Source organism: Streptomyces sp. NPDC048353 (assembly GCF_055587165.1).
In genome coordinates this window covers 152,657-169,242 of record NZ_JBVJGU010000006.1, presented here as the reverse complement: position 1 = coordinate 169,242, position 16,586 = coordinate 152,657, and the positions used below count along the sequence as shown (strand labels likewise).

At 74.3% G+C, this 16,586-nt stretch carries 12 protein-coding genes; 6 read left to right on the top strand and 6 right to left on the bottom strand.

Annotated elements, in window-relative coordinates; genetic code table 11:
* Positions 1 to 204: 204 nt before the first annotated feature.
* From ACZ6RC_RS22660 to ACZ6RC_RS22645, 4 genes are all read right to left on the bottom strand, one after another.
* Positions 205 to 1,377 (bottom strand): aminotransferase class I/II-fold pyridoxal phosphate-dependent enzyme, encoded by a 1,173-nt coding sequence (locus tag ACZ6RC_RS22660; RefSeq protein WP_391133285.1) that lies wholly within the window; start codon positions 1,375 to 1,377, stop codon positions 205 to 207.
* Positions 1,378 to 1,603: 226 nt separating this feature from the next.
* Positions 1,604 to 2,599 (bottom strand): universal stress protein, encoded by a 996-nt coding sequence (locus tag ACZ6RC_RS22655; protein ID WP_469586095.1) that lies wholly within the window; start codon positions 2,597 to 2,599, stop codon positions 1,604 to 1,606.
* Positions 2,600 to 2,694: 95 nt separating this feature from the next.
* On the bottom strand, positions 2,695 to 4,866 hold the full coding sequence (locus tag ACZ6RC_RS22650) for a PI-PLC domain-containing protein (RefSeq protein WP_469586090.1): 2,172 nt from the start codon (positions 4,864 to 4,866) through the stop codon (positions 2,695 to 2,697).
* A 283-nt stretch (positions 4,867 to 5,149) separates the two neighbouring features.
* Complete coding sequence (locus tag ACZ6RC_RS22645) at positions 5,150 to 6,247, bottom strand: baeRF3 domain-containing protein (protein ID WP_469586087.1); 1,098 nt, start codon at positions 6,245 to 6,247, stop codon at positions 5,150 to 5,152.
* Positions 6,248 to 6,453: 206 nt separating this feature from the next.
* On the opposite strand from ACZ6RC_RS22645, the gene ACZ6RC_RS22640 reads away from it, so the two are divergent.
* Both ACZ6RC_RS22640 and ACZ6RC_RS22635 read left to right on the top strand, forming a co-directional pair.
* Positions 6,454 to 7,377 carry a carbohydrate kinase family protein gene (locus tag ACZ6RC_RS22640; protein WP_469586084.1) on the top strand — a complete coding sequence of 308 codons (924 nt, stop codon included), beginning with the start codon at positions 6,454 to 6,456 and terminating at the stop codon, positions 7,375 to 7,377.
* 245 nt (positions 7,378 to 7,622) lie between these two features.
* Complete coding sequence (locus ACZ6RC_RS22635) at positions 7,623 to 8,216, top strand: histidine phosphatase family protein (protein ID WP_453617794.1); 594 nt, start codon at positions 7,623 to 7,625, stop codon at positions 8,214 to 8,216.
* Positions 8,217 to 8,249: 33 nt separating this feature from the next.
* On the opposite strand, the gene ACZ6RC_RS22630 is transcribed toward ACZ6RC_RS22635, so the two are convergent.
* Together ACZ6RC_RS22630 and ACZ6RC_RS22625 are read right to left on the bottom strand one after the other, a co-directional pair.
* Positions 8,250 to 9,665 (bottom strand): serine hydrolase domain-containing protein, encoded by a 1,416-nt coding sequence (locus ACZ6RC_RS22630; protein ID WP_469586080.1) that lies wholly within the window; start codon positions 9,663 to 9,665, stop codon positions 8,250 to 8,252.
* A 368-nt stretch (positions 9,666 to 10,033) separates the two neighbouring features.
* Positions 10,034 to 10,759, bottom strand: a complete 726-nt coding sequence (locus ACZ6RC_RS22625; RefSeq protein WP_469586077.1) for a transporter substrate-binding domain-containing protein — start codon at positions 10,757 to 10,759, stop codon at positions 10,034 to 10,036.
* Between the two features lie 168 nt (positions 10,760 to 10,927).
* Here ACZ6RC_RS22625 and corA point away from each other — a divergent pair, with 168 nt between their 5' ends.
* From corA to ACZ6RC_RS22605, 4 genes are all read left to right on the top strand, one after another.
* The gene (gene corA, locus ACZ6RC_RS22620) at positions 10,928 to 12,016 is read left to right on the top strand and encodes a magnesium/cobalt transporter CorA (RefSeq protein WP_391133264.1); all 1,089 of its coding nucleotides are present in this window, start codon (positions 10,928 to 10,930) and stop codon (positions 12,014 to 12,016) included.
* Between the two features lie 194 nt (positions 12,017 to 12,210).
* A complete protein-coding gene (locus ACZ6RC_RS22615) occupies positions 12,211 to 14,688 on the top strand; it encodes a SpoIIE family protein phosphatase (RefSeq protein WP_469586073.1) in 2,478 nt (825 codons plus the stop codon).
* 144 nt (positions 14,689 to 14,832) lie between these two features.
* On the top strand, positions 14,833 to 15,945 hold the full coding sequence (locus ACZ6RC_RS22610) for an enoyl-CoA hydratase/isomerase family protein (RefSeq protein ID WP_469586071.1): 1,113 nt from the start codon (positions 14,833 to 14,835) through the stop codon (positions 15,943 to 15,945).
* 177 nt (positions 15,946 to 16,122) lie between these two features.
* A complete protein-coding gene (locus ACZ6RC_RS22605; RefSeq protein WP_469586743.1) occupies positions 16,123 to 16,581 on the top strand; it encodes a flavin reductase family protein in 459 nt (152 codons plus the stop codon).
* Positions 16,582 to 16,586: the final 5 nt, after the last annotated feature.

The window sequence follows — 16,586 nt, the reverse complement described above, 5'->3', positions numbered from 1 at the left end:
CGCACTCTCAGATCTCATGTATCGCGTCTCATATATGACGTACGAAGTGCAATGCGTTGAAGCTAGGGGGCCGGTGAGGGTACGTCAATGCTTCGCGCAGGATCTTTAGAAAGCGCTTGCTGTGCGGGTGCCGCCCCCCCCGGGTGGAGGGGAGGGGGAGGGAGGGAGCGTTGGAGGGCCGGCCGGGCAGGCGGCTCAGCCGGCTCAGCCGGCGAGACGCGCGGCCGCGATCCGCTGGACCGCCTCGGTGAGTTGCTCGGTACTGGCGCAAACCGTCAGGCGGACGAATCCCTCTCCGCCCGGCCCGAACGCCGTACCGGGGATGGTGGACACGCCCGCGCGGTGGAGCAGTTCCTCGGAGAACCACTCGCTCGACGCGCCCCCGGGTGTGCGGACCAGGGCGTACACCGCCGCGCGGGGGCGCAGCACCTCCAGGCCGGCCGCCTCGAGACCGTCGCAGAGCAGGTTCATCCGCGCGCGGTAGACGTCCCGCAGCCGGTCCGGATAGCCCGTCGTGTCGGTGAGCGCGGTGACCGCGGCGTGCTGGACGGTGCCGAGCCTGCCCGCCTCGGCGTGCTTCTTCACCGCCCGCAGGGCCCCGACGGCGTGCGGGTTGCCGGCCACGAAACCCACCCTGCGGCCCGGCATCCGGTAGGCCGGGGACAGCGAGTGGAACTCGATCCCGCACTCCATGGCCCCGGGGGAGCCCAGGAACGACGGCGGGGGCGCGGTGTCGTAGTAAATCTCGCTGTACGCCGCGTCGGAGGCCACCAGGATGTCGTGACGGAGCGCGAAGCGGGCCAGCTCGTCGAAGAATGCCCGGGGCGCCACCGCTCCCGTGGGGTTGTTGGGATAGCAGATCCAGAACAGTTTGGCCCGGCGCGCCGTGTCCGCGGGGATGGCGTCCAGGTCCGGCAGGAACCCGTGCCCTTCCCGCAACGGCACCCGCACCACCTCCGCCCCGCAGAACCTCGCCCAGGTGGCGTACACGGGATAGGCGGGATCCGGAACGAGCACCACGTCGTCCCAGTCCAGATAGGCGAGCGCCAGATGGGCCATGGCCTCCCGGCTGCCGAGGGTCACCTGCACCTCGCTGTCCGGGTCGGCGGCGACCCCGAAGCGCCGGGACAGGAAACCGCTCGCCGCCTCCCGCAGCAGACGCGCGCCCCGGCACGGCGGCTGGCGGTGCCGCGCCGGGTCCCGGGCCGCCCTGCGCATCGCCTCGACGATGTGGGGAGGGGTCGGCAGATCACAATCGCCGACACCGAGGGGGACCGGCGGATGTCCGGTCCGCTCGGCCAGCTCCCTCTCGCGGTCGACGAACGAGAACAGATAGTCGTCCGTGGACGCCGGACGACGGGCGGGCTCGGGCGGCACGTCCACACTCCTCAAGATCGGGAACGCCGAGGACGAACGTATCGACTTCCCCGTGGTGGAACGGCGACTCCGTGCACCCGGTGACGAGTTCTCGCCATTGCCTCCCGCATCCGGCCCGCAGCCCACTAAGGTGCTGCGCAAAATGGCCTCGGGCCCAGCCGCATCACGCACCCGCACACGCGGCCGGCCGGACGCCGAGCCCACCGGGCGCCAGGCCCTCCCGTCCTCAGGGCGCGGGAGCCGGCGGGACCACCGCCACCGGACAGTGCGCGTGATGCAGCACCGCATGCGCCACCGACCCCATCAGCAGCGACTCCACCCGGTGACCGCGATGCCGCCCCACCACCACCAGACCCGCGCTCCGCGACCCCTCGACGAGCCGCCCCGCGGCGTCCGCCGGCACGACCGAAGGCACCACCTGCACCTCCGGATACCGCCCGGTGAACGGCGACAACCGCTCCCGCTGCCGCTCGACCGTCTCCCGCACCAACTCCGGGGTGTCGTCCACCGGAAGCGGCGGCGGCACCTGCAAGGCCGGAGCCGGCGGCCCGATCAGCATCACCGGAGACGGCGGCAGACGGTACGCCGTCACCACCTCCAGCCCCACACCCCGCTGCCGGGCCGCCTCGAAGGCGAAACCGATCACCTCGTCCGAGGTCTCCTCCGGGTGCACACCCACCAGGATCCGCCCCGCCTCCGCGCCGCTCTCCAACGACAGCGCACGCGCCTCGTGCGGCACCACCACCACCGGACAGGCCGACGCCGACGCCAACGCCCGGCTGGTCGACCCGAGCAGCAGAGTCGCGAAGCCACCCCGCCCCCGCGAACCGACCACCAACAGACGCGCGCCACGCGCCTCGGCCAGCAGCGCGTCCGTCACCGAACCGTCGAGCGACACGTACCGCACGGGCACACCCCCGCCCCCCGGCTCCCCGGCCTGCTTCCCACCCGCCGCCCGGCCGCCGCCGGCCCGCTCCTCGTCCACGACCACACCGCCCCGCTGCTCGATCCACGCGTGGACGCCGTCGGTGACCGCGTCGCGGATCTCGGGAGACTCGCCCAGCGACGCGATCCGGGCGGCACCGAGCTGCAACGCGTCCGAGCGCACATGGGCGACCACGAGCGGCGCGCCGAACCCCCGGGCCGCGCTCAGCGCCCACTCGAGGGCCCGCAGACTGTGCTCGGAACCGTCGAAGCCGACGATGACAGACTTCTCACTCATACCGGGATCATTTCCCGCGCGTCCGATGCGGCGCCGGACCGCCACGCCGGGGTCCGCCCACGGACCCCCGGGTCAGGAGCCGCCTGGACGTGGGATCAGGAGCCCTCGATCCGCTCGGCGTTCAGCGCGTCCACCGCGGCCCGCGCCTCGCCGATCGTCACGTAGTCGACGGCCACGAAGGTGACGGGTCTGCCGCGCGCGCGTTCGCACGCGCGCGCCCGGTCCAGGACGCTGTCGCGCGCGTTCACCCGCGCCGCGTCAAGGCGGCTGCCCCCGTCGATCGTGACGAAGTGGTTCAGCAGGAAGAGCCGCTTGTCCGTACCCCCGCGGTGCGGCACGCAGGACATCTCCGCCGGGTCGCGGAAGGCGTACGGCGTCTCCATGGCGTAGTCGTAGAAGTTGCGGTACCAGGGCGCCGGGCCGTCGCCGCGCTCGGCGAACACGACGAGTCTGCGCCCGGAGTCGATCATGTCGCCGAGCGTCGGCCAGCGCCGGTCCGGGTCCCGGTCGGGCGTGTGGAGCAGATCCTCGAGACCCGCCTCGCGGAAGGCCGCCTCGGTGTCCGCGCCGCCGACGGAGTCCTGCACGACGAGGGTGACGACCTCGGTCGGATGCGCGCGCAGCCAGTCCCCGATCCGCCGCAGGGCGGGCACCAGCTCCACCGCCCCCGCCCGGCAGACGGAGTGGCACAGCCACAGGCCCGGCCGCGGCGGATTGAACCGCGTGACGGCGTCGACGATCCGCTGCCGGGTCTCCGGCGGGAAGTCCGACTCGGCCAGCCGGGCCGTCACCTCCTCGGGCCGCTCCCAGCGGTACGTGTCGAGCTGCAGCGCCCGTACGCCCGCGTTGAGCTGGCCGGTGACGTCCGGGTCCTGGAGCGGGCCGATGAACCGGTCCGCGGTCGTCGACATGGCGTTGTGCGAGGTGAGCTGGGCGACCTCGTCGTACCGCAGGTCGCACAGCCGCGCGTCCCCCTGGCAGACCCGTGACCCGCCCCCGGCGAAGGCGAGCGGGACCAGCGCCACACCGCTGAGCGCCACCGCCGTCACCCCGGCCGCCGACCAGACCGACGCCCGGCGCGCCACCTCCAGGACCGGGCGGCGCTGGACCGCCAGCCCCAGCGCCAGGACCGTGGCTCCGGCGGCCAGTGCGACCAGCGCGGCCGTCACCGCTCCGGAGAGGACCCGGTCGAGCGCGGTGCTCTGGATGTCGTCGACGAGCCGGGAGAGCGAATCCGGCCAGGACGGCGGGGGAGTGACGACCCGTCCGCCGGCGGCCAGGCTCAGGACGGCCACCGCGAGCGCGGTCAGGATGCCGCCCGCCGCAAGCGTCCACCCCAGGTGGCGCAGGCGCCGGGCCAGGGAGTCGGGTCCGGTGAACCAGAGCGCGGCGAGCGCCGCGGCGCCCAGCAGCGCCGCCAGCGGCTCCATCACCCCGAGGGTGAGGTGGGTGGCGCCGCGGATCCGGTGCACGGTGTCGAGGGAACCGTCCCCGCGTTCGAGGTCGGCCGTGATGTTCCAGCTTCCGTTGTCGGCGGCCGTACGCACCCGCTCGACGGCCTCGCGCGTCCGGTCGGAGAAGACCGCGGGCCCTACGGACGCCAGGGCCGTCGCCACGTCACCGTCGCGCAGGGCGAGCTCGACCTCGGGACGCAGGGCCTCGCGCCGCCCCTCGGGGACGAGCCGGAGCAGGGCGTCGGAGGCGGTCGCCGCCTGAGCGGAGGTCAGCGACAGCTTCGGCAGCCCGGCCGGCGGCTCCCCGGCCGCCACCTGCGCGAGGGAGGCGTCGAGTTCGCGCAGGAAGGCGGGGAAGTCCGGAGCGGGCCTCTCCTGGAGGGAGGCGACGAGATCGCCGAAGTACGTCTGGGTGAGATGGCCGAGGTTGTCCACGACGGGCCTCAGATCGGCGGAGAGCGTCAGCGCGTCCCGGTCGCCCCGCAGATACTCGATCAGGTGCGCGATCTGCTCGTCGGTCAGCGCCCGGAGGGTCTCGGGCGGCAGGACCGTCTTCAGGTTGGATGTCAGCACGGCCTCGTTGACCGGGAGCCGCCCCAGCAGCTCACGGGTGACGGGCGTGAGGTCGGGGTCGACGAGCACCTCGTCGTACAACCGGTCGTACGCCCGCTCCCTGGCCAGGACGTCCCGGTGGAAGCCCGCGTTCAGGACGGTGCCGCGGGCCGTCGCCGTGGCGGCGACGATCACCACGCACAACACCGCGCAGACGCAGGCCACACCGCGAAGGACCGGCATCCACGGAGGCGCACGCATCCCCTCATCCTGAGCCATTCGGGCCGCCGACGCGAGGGGGAGCGGGACCCGGGCGCGTCGGAGCAGGAGGGGGCGCGGCCTGGCGGCGCCCCTCGGCGGGTGCGCCTTCGGAACCGGCGGAGGTGGAGCGGGGCGGCGCGCGGCTCGGAATCGGTGGGCGTGTGGCGGGGTGGGGTGTGGCTCGGAATCGGTGGGCGTGTGGCGGGGTGGGGTGGGGTGCGGCTCTGCGGTGCGGGGCCCGGGGGCCGGCGGCCGTCGAGCCGCCGGGCCCCGCCGTGTGGGCTCAGTAGCGCAGGACGCTCGCGATGCGCCCCGCCGCCGAGAGCGTGCCGTCGGGGACGAACCGCACCCGGGCGCCGGAGGCCAGCGCCCGCTCGACGATCTCGTCCACGATGTCCTCCCGGGCGTCCGCCTCGCCCACCCCGGCGGGTTCGAGATGGCCGGCGTGGTCCCGTACCGTCGCCCGGAAGGTGTCCTCCACGGCCAGCAGCCCCACCCGGCTCCCGGACACGCCCCGCCAGACCTCGTCGAGACCGCCCGCGAAGGTCTTCTGGCTGCGCGCCCGGTCCAGTTGGCCCAGCACCGACTCCACCTCGTGCCGCGACTGCTCCTCGACCGCCGGCGCGACCGCGTCGCGTACGGCGGCGGCCGGGCCCGCCGCGAGGCCGCCGTGCGTGACCGTGGCAAGGGCGTGCTTGGCGACGGTGCCGACCTCGGCGAGGAGCGAGAGGGCGGCGACGTCCCCGACCACGTACAGCGGCCGGGGATCGGCGTCCAGCGCCATCACCGTCGCGGAATCCGCCTCGCGCAGGAACTGACGTGTCCGCTCGTCCTGGTAGGTGCCGGGGACGTCGCCGACGCGCTCCTCGCGCTGCACGTCCGCGTCGCCGGGGCTCCGGGTCGCGGGGAAGGCGTCGTCGGACCGCTCGGTGAGCCGCTCACCCGCACCGCTCCACAGGGACACCCGGTCGGCCGCGACCACCAGGACCCAGTACGGCCGGTCGAGTGTGCGCGCGGCGACGAGGTGGCGGGTCAGAAACGTGTCCGAGAGGACGACCCGCTCCGGCACGGCGCGCGGCAGGGTCCACACATGGTGCTCGCCGGGGGCGGCGAAGAGGACCAGGGCGTCCTCGGCGTGCGCGGGGTCGACCTCGGCGAGGGCCGCGTCCAACTGCGCCTCCACGTCCAGGCGCCCTTCACGGGTGACGGCCGGGTCCGCGCGCAGACGCTCCCGCGCCTCGGCGACGAGATTGCGCAGCCGGACCGGATCCTGGGCGGCGTCGGGCTCGCGGCGGTGCGTGGGCATGACGATCGACAGCGCCGGGTACGGTCGCGGCTCGCGCAGCCGGGCCAGGACGGGGGTAGTGAGGTGGGGGTGCATCGAGTCCCTTCCGACATGAGGGGGCGGCCGCCTCGGGCTGCCCGCCCCGGGGTGCCCGGTGGGGCGGCGGCACGTCGCCGAAAAGCACCCTATGTCCGATTCTCGCGGAAGGCAGAACTTCCCCGTGCGCGCGGCGAACCCCGGCAGGGCTCGGCCCCCGGGCGCCATACTGGGCGGCGGCGGGAGCAGAGAGGCAGACGCATGTGATGCGACGGAACGCGGCGTACGACGTGCTCGTGGTCGGTGGCGGCGGCGTGGACACCATCGTCCGTGTCGACTCCCTGCCGGTCCCCCTCGCCGACTCGGTCCACGTCGGACCGATCGAGGAGTGGGCCGGACACACGGGAGGGAACGTGGCCCTCGGTGCCCGGGCGCTCGGCCTGCGCGTGGCGATGCTCGACTGCGTCGGCGACGACTGGATCGGCACGCTGGTGCGGGAGCGTCTGACCAAGGGCGGGGTGGAGTTCCATCCGCTGATCTCGCCCGCCGGCACCCGACGGGCCGTGAACCTGGTCGACGCGACGGGCCGCCGGATGTCGTTCTACGACGCGCGCGACCCCGACGACCTGCGGATGCCGAGGGACTTCTACCTCCCCCGGCTGCGCGGCACGCGCCACGTCCACCTCTCCATCATGAACTTCACGCGGTTCCTCTACGACGACATCGAGGACCTCGGTGTCCCGGTCTCCACGGACCTCCACGACTGGGACGGACTGGCCGAGCACCACCGGGAGTTCGCGCTGCGCTCCGATCTCGTCTTCCTCAGCGCGGCGGGGGCCGGCGACGGCGTCGACGCGCTGATGCGGGACATCCTCCGCGAGGGCCGGGCCGGGACGGTGATCGCCACGGCCGGCGCCGACGGCTCCTACGTCCTCACCCGGGACGGCGGCTCCACCCCCCGTCACATCCCGGCGGTGGCACCGTCGGCGCCGGTGGTGGACTCCAACGGCGCGGGCGACGCGTTCGTCGCCGGCTTCCTCTACGGCAGGCTCGCCGGCCGCGACGTCCTGGACTGCGCCCGCTTGGGAGCGGTGGCGGGCGCCCACGCGTGCACCGGCCCGGGCTCCACGGCCCTCATCGACGAGGAGTCCCTGCTCGCGAGCGACCGGACGGGGGACGGCGCTCCGTAGGGGGCGCGAGGACGCCGGGCCTCCAGCGGCTCATCCGGCCGTGGCGCCCGGCGACGACCGGGAGGAGACCGGTGCAGGCTCCGGGCCGGATGGGGCCTCGGACACGGCCGGGAAGCCGAGACCCCGTCGGCCCGCCCGGACCTGCTCATGCCGCCGGGCGCGTGTCGGAGGCACGCGCCCGGCGTCCGGGCCGCAGGATGTGCGGACCGGCCGTGTCGAGAGGGAACCGAGGAGGCCATGCCGTCATGGGCGATCTACTGCTGGTGCGCCACGGCGAGACCGAGTGGAGCGCCACCGGTCGTCACACCGGGCGCACGGACATCCCCCTCACCCCGAAGGGCGAACACCAGGCCGCCACGCTCGCCCCGTACTTCGCCGGCCGCGCCGTCGCCGTCGTCCTGACCAGCACCCTGCGCCGGGCCGCGCACACGGCCGAACTCGCCGGGCTGACCCCGGCCGTCGCCGACCCCGACCTCTGCGAGTGGGACTACGGCGCCTACGAAGGGCTCACCACCCCCGACATCCGGCGGACCCGGCCGGAGTGGTCGCTGTGGACCGACGGCGTACCCGACGGCCCTCCCGACCACCCCGGCGAGAACGCCGCGCAGGTGGGCGCGCGCGCCGACCGCGTCCTGGCCCGGGCGGCCGCGGCGACCCACGCCTCGGGCGGCGACGCCGTACTGGTCGCCCACGCCCACGTGCTGCGCGTCCTCACCGCCCGCTACCTCGGCCTGCCGCCCGAGGAAGGACGGCTGTTCCTCCTGGAGACCGGTACGGTCAGCCGCCTGTCCACGGAACACTCCCTACCCGTCGTCGCCGGCTGGAACACCCGCCCCTGAAGCCCTTCCCGGCCCGGGCGCGGCGCCGGCCGGTCAGCGCTGAGGCGTGGCCCCGCCGCGCAGGTGCTGCCAGGCGAGCGGGCCGTCGACCAGCGGGAGGTGCCGAGGTGCCCGCGCCTGTTCGCGCTGCGGCGACGCGGCGGCTCCGGCGGGCGTGCGCGGGGTCGCGAGGGCACCGTCGACGTACGCGTACAGCGCGTCGCCGATGGGGTCGGGCAACGGACGGCCCTCGGCGTCGAAGCGCTGGTACTTCATCAGGTTGTAGCCGATGGAGACCTGTCGGCGGCCGTCCTCCGTGGACAGGGCCCACGTCCCGGCGCCGAAGACGCCGCCGTCGTGGCCCCAGAACCATCCGCCGTTCGGCAGCCGCATCGTGTAGATGCCCAGGCCGTAGCGCAGCAGGGCCTCCTGCCCCGGTTCCGGTTCGTAGCCGGGGACGGTCGTCTTCATCGCGCGCAGCTCGGCCGGGCCGAGCAGCTTGCCGCCGAGCAGCTTGCGGTAGAAGTCGTTCAGATCGCTGGTCGTCGAGACCATGGCGCCTGCGGCGCCGGCCCACGACATGTCGTACACGCTGTAGTCGCGGGCGGGTTCGATGAGGCCGAACATCGACTCGTACATCCTGGAGTGCGGCCCGCGGATGTACGGCGAGCGCGGGAAGTACGTGTGGCGCAGGCCCGCCTTGCGTATGACGTGGCGGGTGATGTACGCCTCGGGCTCCTGGCCCGTGACCCGCTTCAGGAGCAGCCCGGCCAGGATGTAGTTGGTGTTGGCGTACGCGTGCGTCCCCCGCTCCGCGACGGGCTGCGCGGCGAGCCCCAGGCGGGCGAGCTCCTCCGGGGCGACGTGCCGGAAGCGGTTCGCGTCGAGGGTCCTGCCCGGGTCCTCGAGGATGCCGGGGAAGGCCGGCAGGACGTAGTCGGCGATGCCGCTGGTGTGGTTCAGGAGCATCCGTACGGTGACCAGCCGTCCGCGCTCGCCCGGAACGACATCGGGGAGATAGCGGCCGATGGGGGCGTCCAGGTCGACGCGCCCGGCGGCGACCTGCTGGAGGACCGCGACGGCGGTGAAGGTCTTGGTGACGCTGCCGATCCGGTGCTCGTGGCCGGGCCGCGTCGGCCGTCCGGTGGCCACGTCGGCGACACCGGTGGCGCCGTCCCACCGCGCGGATCCGTCACGGACCGACGTGTAGGCGCCGTACATCCCGGCCTTGTGGAACGCGTCCAACGACGCGCGCAGCGCCTTCCGGTCCAGCGCGGGACGCTGAGCGGAGGCGGCCGCGCCGAAGGCCGTGAGGCCCGGGGCGGTCGTGCCGACGGAGGCGCGGGCGTCCGCCGACGCGTGCGCGGGCAGCACACCGAGGGAGAGGGCCAGGGCGGCGAGGGGCGCCACGGTGGCCAGACGGGTGCGGGACCGGCGCGTTAAGGGCCGGGCGTGAGGGGTCGAGGTCATGAACGTTCCCCGTTCGGTCGGTGCGGTGTGGTCGATGCGGCGCACGAGCCTGTGCGCGCCGCTCACCATCCTCACGTCGGCGACGGACGCCCGGCCTCCTCCTTCGGCAGGATCTTGTGCGGGGAAACCACATGACATTTGTCAGTGCCGCGGGGCGGGCGCGGGGACGTCAGGTTCCGTGCGGGCAGGGCGTCTTGGGGCGGGGACGCGTGGGTCCGGGCGGGGCGCCTCGGGTCGCGGATCCGGGCCCATGCGCCGGGCGCCGGGTCGCCGTGCGGGGCCGGGCCGGGCGGCGTGCGTCCGGGGCCCGCACCCCGCACCCCGGGTCCCTGGGCCCCGCACCCCGCACCCCGGGACTGGGTCCTGGGTCAGCCGAGTGGAGGCGCGACCAGTGCGTCGGACTGCCCGGCCCGCCGGAGGGCGTCGGCCACGAAGCCGTCGCGCCGCAGCTCCTCCACCAGCTCCCGCAGGAACAGGACCGACTCCGGGCGGCGACCGGCGGTCGTGCCCACCGCCTGCCGGATCCGCATGAAACGCCCCTCGATCAGCCGCAGATCAGGACGCGCCGCGACGAACTCCGCCATCGGCTGCCGGATCCCGGCCGCGACTTCAAGACCTTCGGCACGGAACGCGTCCACCCCGTCCTCCCCGCGGACGACGCTCGCGTGCCGCAGCGTACGGCTGAGATGGAGGTCGTAGGCGGACCCGCCCTTCACCCCGACGCGCACCCCGGGACGGTCGACGTCGTCGACCGTGACGAGGGGGGAGTCCTGGGGGACGGCGTACACGCCCTCGATCACGACGTACGGCGCGGTGAAGGCGACCTCGGCCTCCCGCGCCGGATCCACGGCGAGGAAGCAGAGGTCGGCGCGGCCCGACACCATCGCCTCGTACGACCGGCGGGCCGCGTCGAAGCAGAGAAGCTCTACCGGCACCCCCAGCCGGGCCGCGACCTCACGGGCGAGGTCCACCGTGACGCCGCCCGGCGCCTCGGGCGTGCCGTGGGCCAGCACGGGATTGCCCAGATTGATCGAGGCCCGCAGCACCCCGGTGGGCGCCAGGTCCTCGACGACGGTGGCGGACGCGATCTCCATGGGCGGGAGTCTAGGCCGAAGGTCGCGAGTCCCGTCCGGCCGAGGTGCGGCGCCCCGCGCGCGGCCACGTGATCCGGGCACCCGTGGTGTCGTGTGGGGGAAGGACGGGCAGGTGGGAGGCTGCCGATCGATGGCACACTGGCCGCCGATCGTTCCGAGGAGTCCACCGTGCCGCTCATCCGCAACCTCCGGCGTACCGTCCGTCGGGCCTACCGGCGGACCGTCGACCTGAGCCACCCCGCGCGCTCGCCGCTGGGCAGCGCCGTGGTCAACTGCGTGCTGTACGAGGACGGCGCCCGCCAGAAGGGTGCCTGCGCTGCCCCCGAGGCGGTGCGCCGCGTCCGCAGCTCGGGTGATGGGTTCGTCTGGATCGGCCTGCACGAGCCGTCCGTGGAGGAGCTCGCCGGCCTCGCGGAGCTGTTCGGACTGCATCCGCTGGCCGTCGAGGACGCCGTCCACGCCCATCAACGGCCCAAACTCGAACGGTACGACGACACGCTGTTCGCCGTGTTCAAGACCGTCCGCTACGTCGAGCACGAGGAGCTGACCGCCACCAGCGAGGTCGTGGACACCGGCGAGCTGATGGTCTTCGCGGGCGCCGACTTCGTCATCACCGTCCGGCACGGCCGGCACGGCTCCCTCGGCCCGCTCCGGGAGGCGCTGGAAGCCGACCCCGAACAGCTCGCCAAGGGCCCCGCGGCGGTGCTGTACGCCATAGCCGACCACGTCGTGGACGACTATCTGGCGGTGGCCGACGCCGTGCAGGACGACATCGACGCCGTCGAGACCGCCGTCTTCAGCGAGCAGGCGTCCCGCGGCGACGCCGGCCGCGTCTACCAGCTCAAGCGCGAGCTCCTGGAGCTCAAGCGGGCCGTGACCCCGCTGGACCGCCCGCTGCAGATGCTGGCCGCGCGCCCGCTGCCGCTCGTGGGCCCGGACATCCAGCCGTACTTCCGCGACGTCGCCGACCACCTGTCCCGGATCACCGAGCAGATCACCTCCTTCGACGCGCTCCTGGACTCGATCCTCCAGGCCCACCTCGCGCAGGTGACCGTCGCGCAGAACGAGGACATGCGGAAGATCACGGCGTGGGCGGCCATCATCGCCGTACCCACCATGGTGTGCGGCGTGTACGGCATGAACTTCGATCACATGCCGGAACTGCGCTGGACCTACGGTTACCCCCTCGTCGTCGGGGCGATGGCCGTGGCGTGTTTCCTGCTCCACCGCAGCTTCCGGCGCAACGGCTGGCTCTGAGCGGAGGTGCCCGGTCCGGGCCCCCGGTCCGGCCCCGGTCCGGTGGCGGGACGGCCGGGCGCGTTCGGACGCGCGGAGATGGCGGCCCGTCCGAGGCGGTGGAAGAGTCGCAGGGACTGTACGCCCACCGTGGCCACGGGCGGCCCACCCTCCGGTCCCGGCGGACGCCTGTGGCGCGACGAGAGGAGGTGTCCATGCCGCCCTCCACGGAACCGCTGTTCGTCATGGACGACCGTGGCCTGGTGCTGCGCTGGAGCGCCGACGCCCGACGCCTGTTCGGGCACACGGCGGAGCAGGCCCTCGGGACGGCCGGCGTGGAGGCGCTGGCCGGAGCCGCGCCGCCGCGGAGCTGGCGCGTCGGACCCCTTCCGGAGCGGTCCGGCGGCGCGCCGGAGTGGGGGGTCTGGGCCGCCGACGAAGGCGCGTCCGCGGTCGGGGACGGCGTGTCCGTCGGCGCGGACGACCCGGTGGGCCGGGGCGACCTACCGAGCGGGCTGGACGAGGCCGTCCTGGAAGCCGTCTTCACCCAGTCGTCGGTGGGGCTGCACGTCCTCGGCCCTGATCTGCGCATCCTGCGCGTGAACGCCGTGGCCGTCGGCATGCGCGGCATCCCCGAGGAGGAGATCCTGGGCCGTCCCGTCGGCGAGGCGTACGCGCCGTACCACTTCGACGTCCCCGAGGACACCCTCCGCGACGTGCTGGCCACCGGACGCCCGCGTCAGGAGGTGCTCATCCACGGCCACCCGCCCGCCGACCCGGACAGGCTCCACGTGTTCTCGACCTCCGCCTACCGGATCCACGACCGGTCGGGCCTGCCGCTCGGGGTGGTGGCGACCGCGGTCGACGTCACCCGCCGGGAGCGCGCCCAGGCGCGGCTGCGCCTCCTGCACTCCGTCCACGAGCGGATCGGGAACAGCCTGGACGTGCTGCGCACCGCACAGGAGCTGGTCGACGTGATGGTCCCGGGGTTCGCGGACTCGGCGATCGTCGCGCTCGCGGACCCCGTCCTGCGCGGCCAGGAACCGGAACTGCTGCCGGAGGAGGGCCTGCCGCTGCTGCGCTGTGCGGCGACGGCGGGGGAGCACGCCGACTGCGGGCCGCCGGCGGCCGGCGCGGTCCTGCTCCCCGGCCTCTTCGGCTCCCCGCTCCCGGACAGGTCGGTCCTGCTGGGCGACACTGGGACCGGCCCGGGGGCCGACACCGGGACCGGCCCGGAGAACGGCACCGGGGCGGGGACCGATGCCGGGACTGCGTCCGGGACCGGGTCGGACACCGATTCCGGAACCCGGTCCGGCCCGGAGGCCGAAGCCGTCGCCCGGTCCGGCCCGAAGGCCGACGCCGTCACTCGGCCCGGCCCGGAGGCCGAAGCCGCGCCCGCCCCTGCCCCCGCGCCCGCCCCCGGCCCGTCCTGGGCCGCCAGGCGGCAGACGCTGGTGGCGCCGCTCACGGTACGCGGCCAGGTCTTCGGCGTCGCCGCCTTCGAACGGCCGGCCCGCGCCGAGGCGTTCGAGCGGGACGACCTGGCGCTCGTCGACCAGATCGCCGCCCACACCGCGACCTGCATGGAGAACGCCCTCCGCTTCACCCGGGAGCACGTCGTCATGACCGCGCTCCAGGGGTGGCCGCTGCGGCAGGAGAAGGCGACGCAGCGCGCCTTCGAGGTCGCCCAGCGGCACCGGCCGGGCGGCACCGGAGCCGGCTCCTGGTTCGACGTGATCCCCCTGCCGGGCGCGCGGGCGGGCCTCGTGGTGGGGCAGGTCGAACAGCCGGGCATGAGCGCCGTGGCGACGATGAGCCAGCTGAGGACCGCCGTCCACAGCCTCAGCACGCTCGACCTCGACCCCCACGAACTCCTCGCGCGGCTGCACGCCACCACGCTCCGGCTCGCCCGTGAACAGGGCAAGCTGCCCGGCGTCGAAGAGCCCACCGCGAGCTGCACCTTCGTGGTCCACGATCCGGTCAGCGGGCGGATCGAGGTCGCCCGGGCGGGCACGTCGCTCTTCGCCGTCGTCCGGCCGAACGGCACGGTCGACCCCGTCCCCCTGCCCAGCGGCCCCCTCCTGGGCGCCGACGGACCGCCCTTCGCCAACGCCGAGTTCACCCTCCCGGAGGGCAGCACGCTCTGTCTGGCCTCCGCCGACGCCGCGGCCGGGTCCGGCCCTCCCCTGGAGCTGTTGGTCCAGGCGCTCTCGCACCCGGACCGCGGCCCCGAGCGGATGGCCGACGAGGTCGAGAAGCTGCTCGCCCCCGACGCGGTCCTGCTCGTCGCCCGCACGCGGCACCTGCCGGATGGGGAACTGGCGCGCTGGGACGTCCCGGCCGACGCCTCCGCGATCGGCCGCACCCGCCGGGACGTCGGGCGGCGTGTGCGCGAGTGGGGGACGGACGTCGACCCGTACGCCGTGGAACTCGTGGTCAGCGAGCTGCTCACCAATGCCCTCCGTTACGGTTCCGAGCCCATCACCCTGCGTCTCATCAAGGGCGAGCACACGCTCACCTGCGAAGTCAGCGACGGCGCCCTCACCGCCCCGCACCTGCGCCACGCCAAGGCGAACGACGAGGGCGGACGGGGCCTGCACATCTCCGCCAGCCTGACCGACGGCTGGGGCGTCCGGTTCTCGGGGCGCGACAAGACGGTCTGGGCGGAGATCTCCGACGACGCCACCCTCTGACGGGGCTGCTGTTCAAGGGCGCGAGCGGAGTCGACCCCTGTGACGGACGGGCCCCAGCGGCTACGGTGGTCGGAAGATCGTTCCGGACGGAAGAGACGGGAACATGCGAGCCTTCGACGCCCACCGCCCGGTGGAGCCCCCGCGATGACGGCGACCGACGAGCCGCAGGTGCTGCTTCGCACCGAAGGCCGCGCGGCTTTCGTCACGCTGAACCGGCCGCGCGCCCTCAACGCCCTCACCCATCCCATGGTGCTCCGCATCGACGAGGCCCTGACCGCCTGGGAGGACGACCCGGCCGTCGAGACCGTCGTCATCGAAGGCGCGGGGGAGCGGGGGTTGTGCGCCGGCGGGGACATCCGGGCCATCCACGACGACGCCCGCCGGGGCGGCTCCGCGTCGGTCGGGTTCTGGCGCGACGAATACCGCCTCAACGCCCACATCGCGAGGTTCCGCAAGCCGTACGTGGCGTTCATGGACGGCATCGTGATGGGCGGCGGAGTCGGCGTCTCGGCGCACGGCTCCGTCCGCGTCGTCACCGAACGCTCCCGCGTGGCGATGCCGGAGACGGGCATCGGCTTCGTGCCCGACGTCGGCGGTACGTATCTGCTGAGCCGGGCGCCGGGCGAACTGGGCACCCACCTCGCGCTGACCGGCGCCCCGGTGGGCGCCGCGGACGCGCTGCTGACCGGTCTCGCGGACCATGTCGTACGCTCCCGTGACCTGCCCCGACTCGCGGCCGAGCTCACCCGTATCCCCGTCTCCGAAGCGTTGGCGCCGTACACGGAAGCGGCGCGGGCACCGGAAGCGGCCGGCGCGGCCGAAGCCGGCGGTCGGCTGGCTGCCCAGCGCCCCTGGATCGACGCCTGCTACGCCGCCGACACGGTGGAGGAGATCATCGACCGGCTCGTCGACAGCGGCGTGCCCGAGGCGAAGGAGACGGCGGCCACGCTGCTGGCCAAGTCGCCGACCGCGCTCAAGGTGACCCTCGCCGCCCTCCGCCGCGCGCGTCGCCTCGACTCCCTGGAAGCCGTGCTGGACATGGAGTTCAGGCTCTCCTGCGCGGCCCTCTCCTCGCCCGACCTCGTGGAGGGCATCCGGGCCCAGGTGATCGACAAGGACCGCGCGCCACGATGGTCGCCGCCCGCGCTCTCCGCGGTCACCGACGAGGACGTGGCCCGCTCCTTCACCCCGCCGAGCGCCGGCGATCTCGGCCTGGCCGGCGCCCACGGCACCGAGGCGGGCCCAGGACGCCCTTGATCCGGCGGCCGGGCCGGTGCCCCGTGTACCTTCAGCCGTCCCGGGCAGGCGCCTGTCATGGAACCCCCAGGCGACCCCGAGCGACCGGACGTACCCCATGCGGGCGTGTCCGACACGGACGCGGTCCGAGCGGACGCGGCGGATCTGGACCCCTTCACGGCGGTGCTCGACTATCCGATGTACGTGGTGACGGCGGCGGCCGCGGACGACGGGGAGCGCTCCGGCTGCCTCGTCGGATTCGCCTCGCAGTGCTCGATCGGCCCGGCGCGCTTCATGGTCTGGCTGTCGCGGGAGAACCGTACGTACCGCGTCGCGTGCCGGGCCACCCATCTCGCGGTCCACGTCCTGCGCCGCGACCAGGAGGAGACGGCGCGCCTCTTCGGCGAAGAGACCGGGGACAGCGTCGACAAGTTCGCGCGCGTCCCCTGGGAGGCCGGGCCGGGCGGGGCGCCCGTGCTCTCCGAGGCGCCCGCCTGGTTCACCGGCCGGGTGGATGACCACTTCGCGGGCGGTGACCACGTCGGCTTCCTGCTCGCACCGGTCACCACGGGCCCCTCCGCCCCTCCCGGCCACTCGCGGCCGGCCCTCCTCCGTCTCGGCGACGTCACGCACTTCTCTCCGGGCCACCCCGCCTGACCGCG

Coding starts and splice junctions, on each gene's coding strand:
- ACZ6RC_RS22655 (WP_469586095.1), bottom strand. CDS start 2,599: ATGAGTGAGAAGTCTGTCATCGTCGGCTTCGACGGTTCCGAGCACAGT.
- ACZ6RC_RS22650 (WP_469586090.1), bottom strand. CDS start 4,866: ATGCGTGCGCCTCCGTGGATGCCGGTCCTTCGCGGTGTGGCCTGCGTC.
- ACZ6RC_RS22645 (WP_469586087.1), bottom strand. CDS start 6,247: ATGCACCCCCACCTCACTACCCCCGTCCTGGCCCGGCTGCGCGAGCCG.
- ACZ6RC_RS22640 (WP_469586084.1), top strand. CDS start 6,454: ATGCGACGGAACGCGGCGTACGACGTGCTCGTGGTCGGTGGCGGCGGC.
- ACZ6RC_RS22635 (WP_453617794.1), top strand. CDS start 7,623: ATGGGCGATCTACTGCTGGTGCGCCACGGCGAGACCGAGTGGAGCGCC.
- ACZ6RC_RS22630 (WP_469586080.1), bottom strand. CDS start 9,665: ATGACCTCGACCCCTCACGCCCGGCCCTTAACGCGCCGGTCCCGCACC.
- ACZ6RC_RS22625 (WP_469586077.1), bottom strand. CDS start 10,759: ATGGAGATCGCGTCCGCCACCGTCGTCGAGGACCTGGCGCCCACCGGG.
- ACZ6RC_RS22615 (WP_469586073.1), top strand. CDS start 12,211: ATGCCGCCCTCCACGGAACCGCTGTTCGTCATGGACGACCGTGGCCTG.
- ACZ6RC_RS22610 (WP_469586071.1), top strand. CDS start 14,833: ATGACGGCGACCGACGAGCCGCAGGTGCTGCTTCGCACCGAAGGCCGC.
- ACZ6RC_RS22605 (WP_469586743.1), top strand. CDS start 16,123: ATGTACGTGGTGACGGCGGCGGCCGCGGACGACGGGGAGCGCTCCGGC.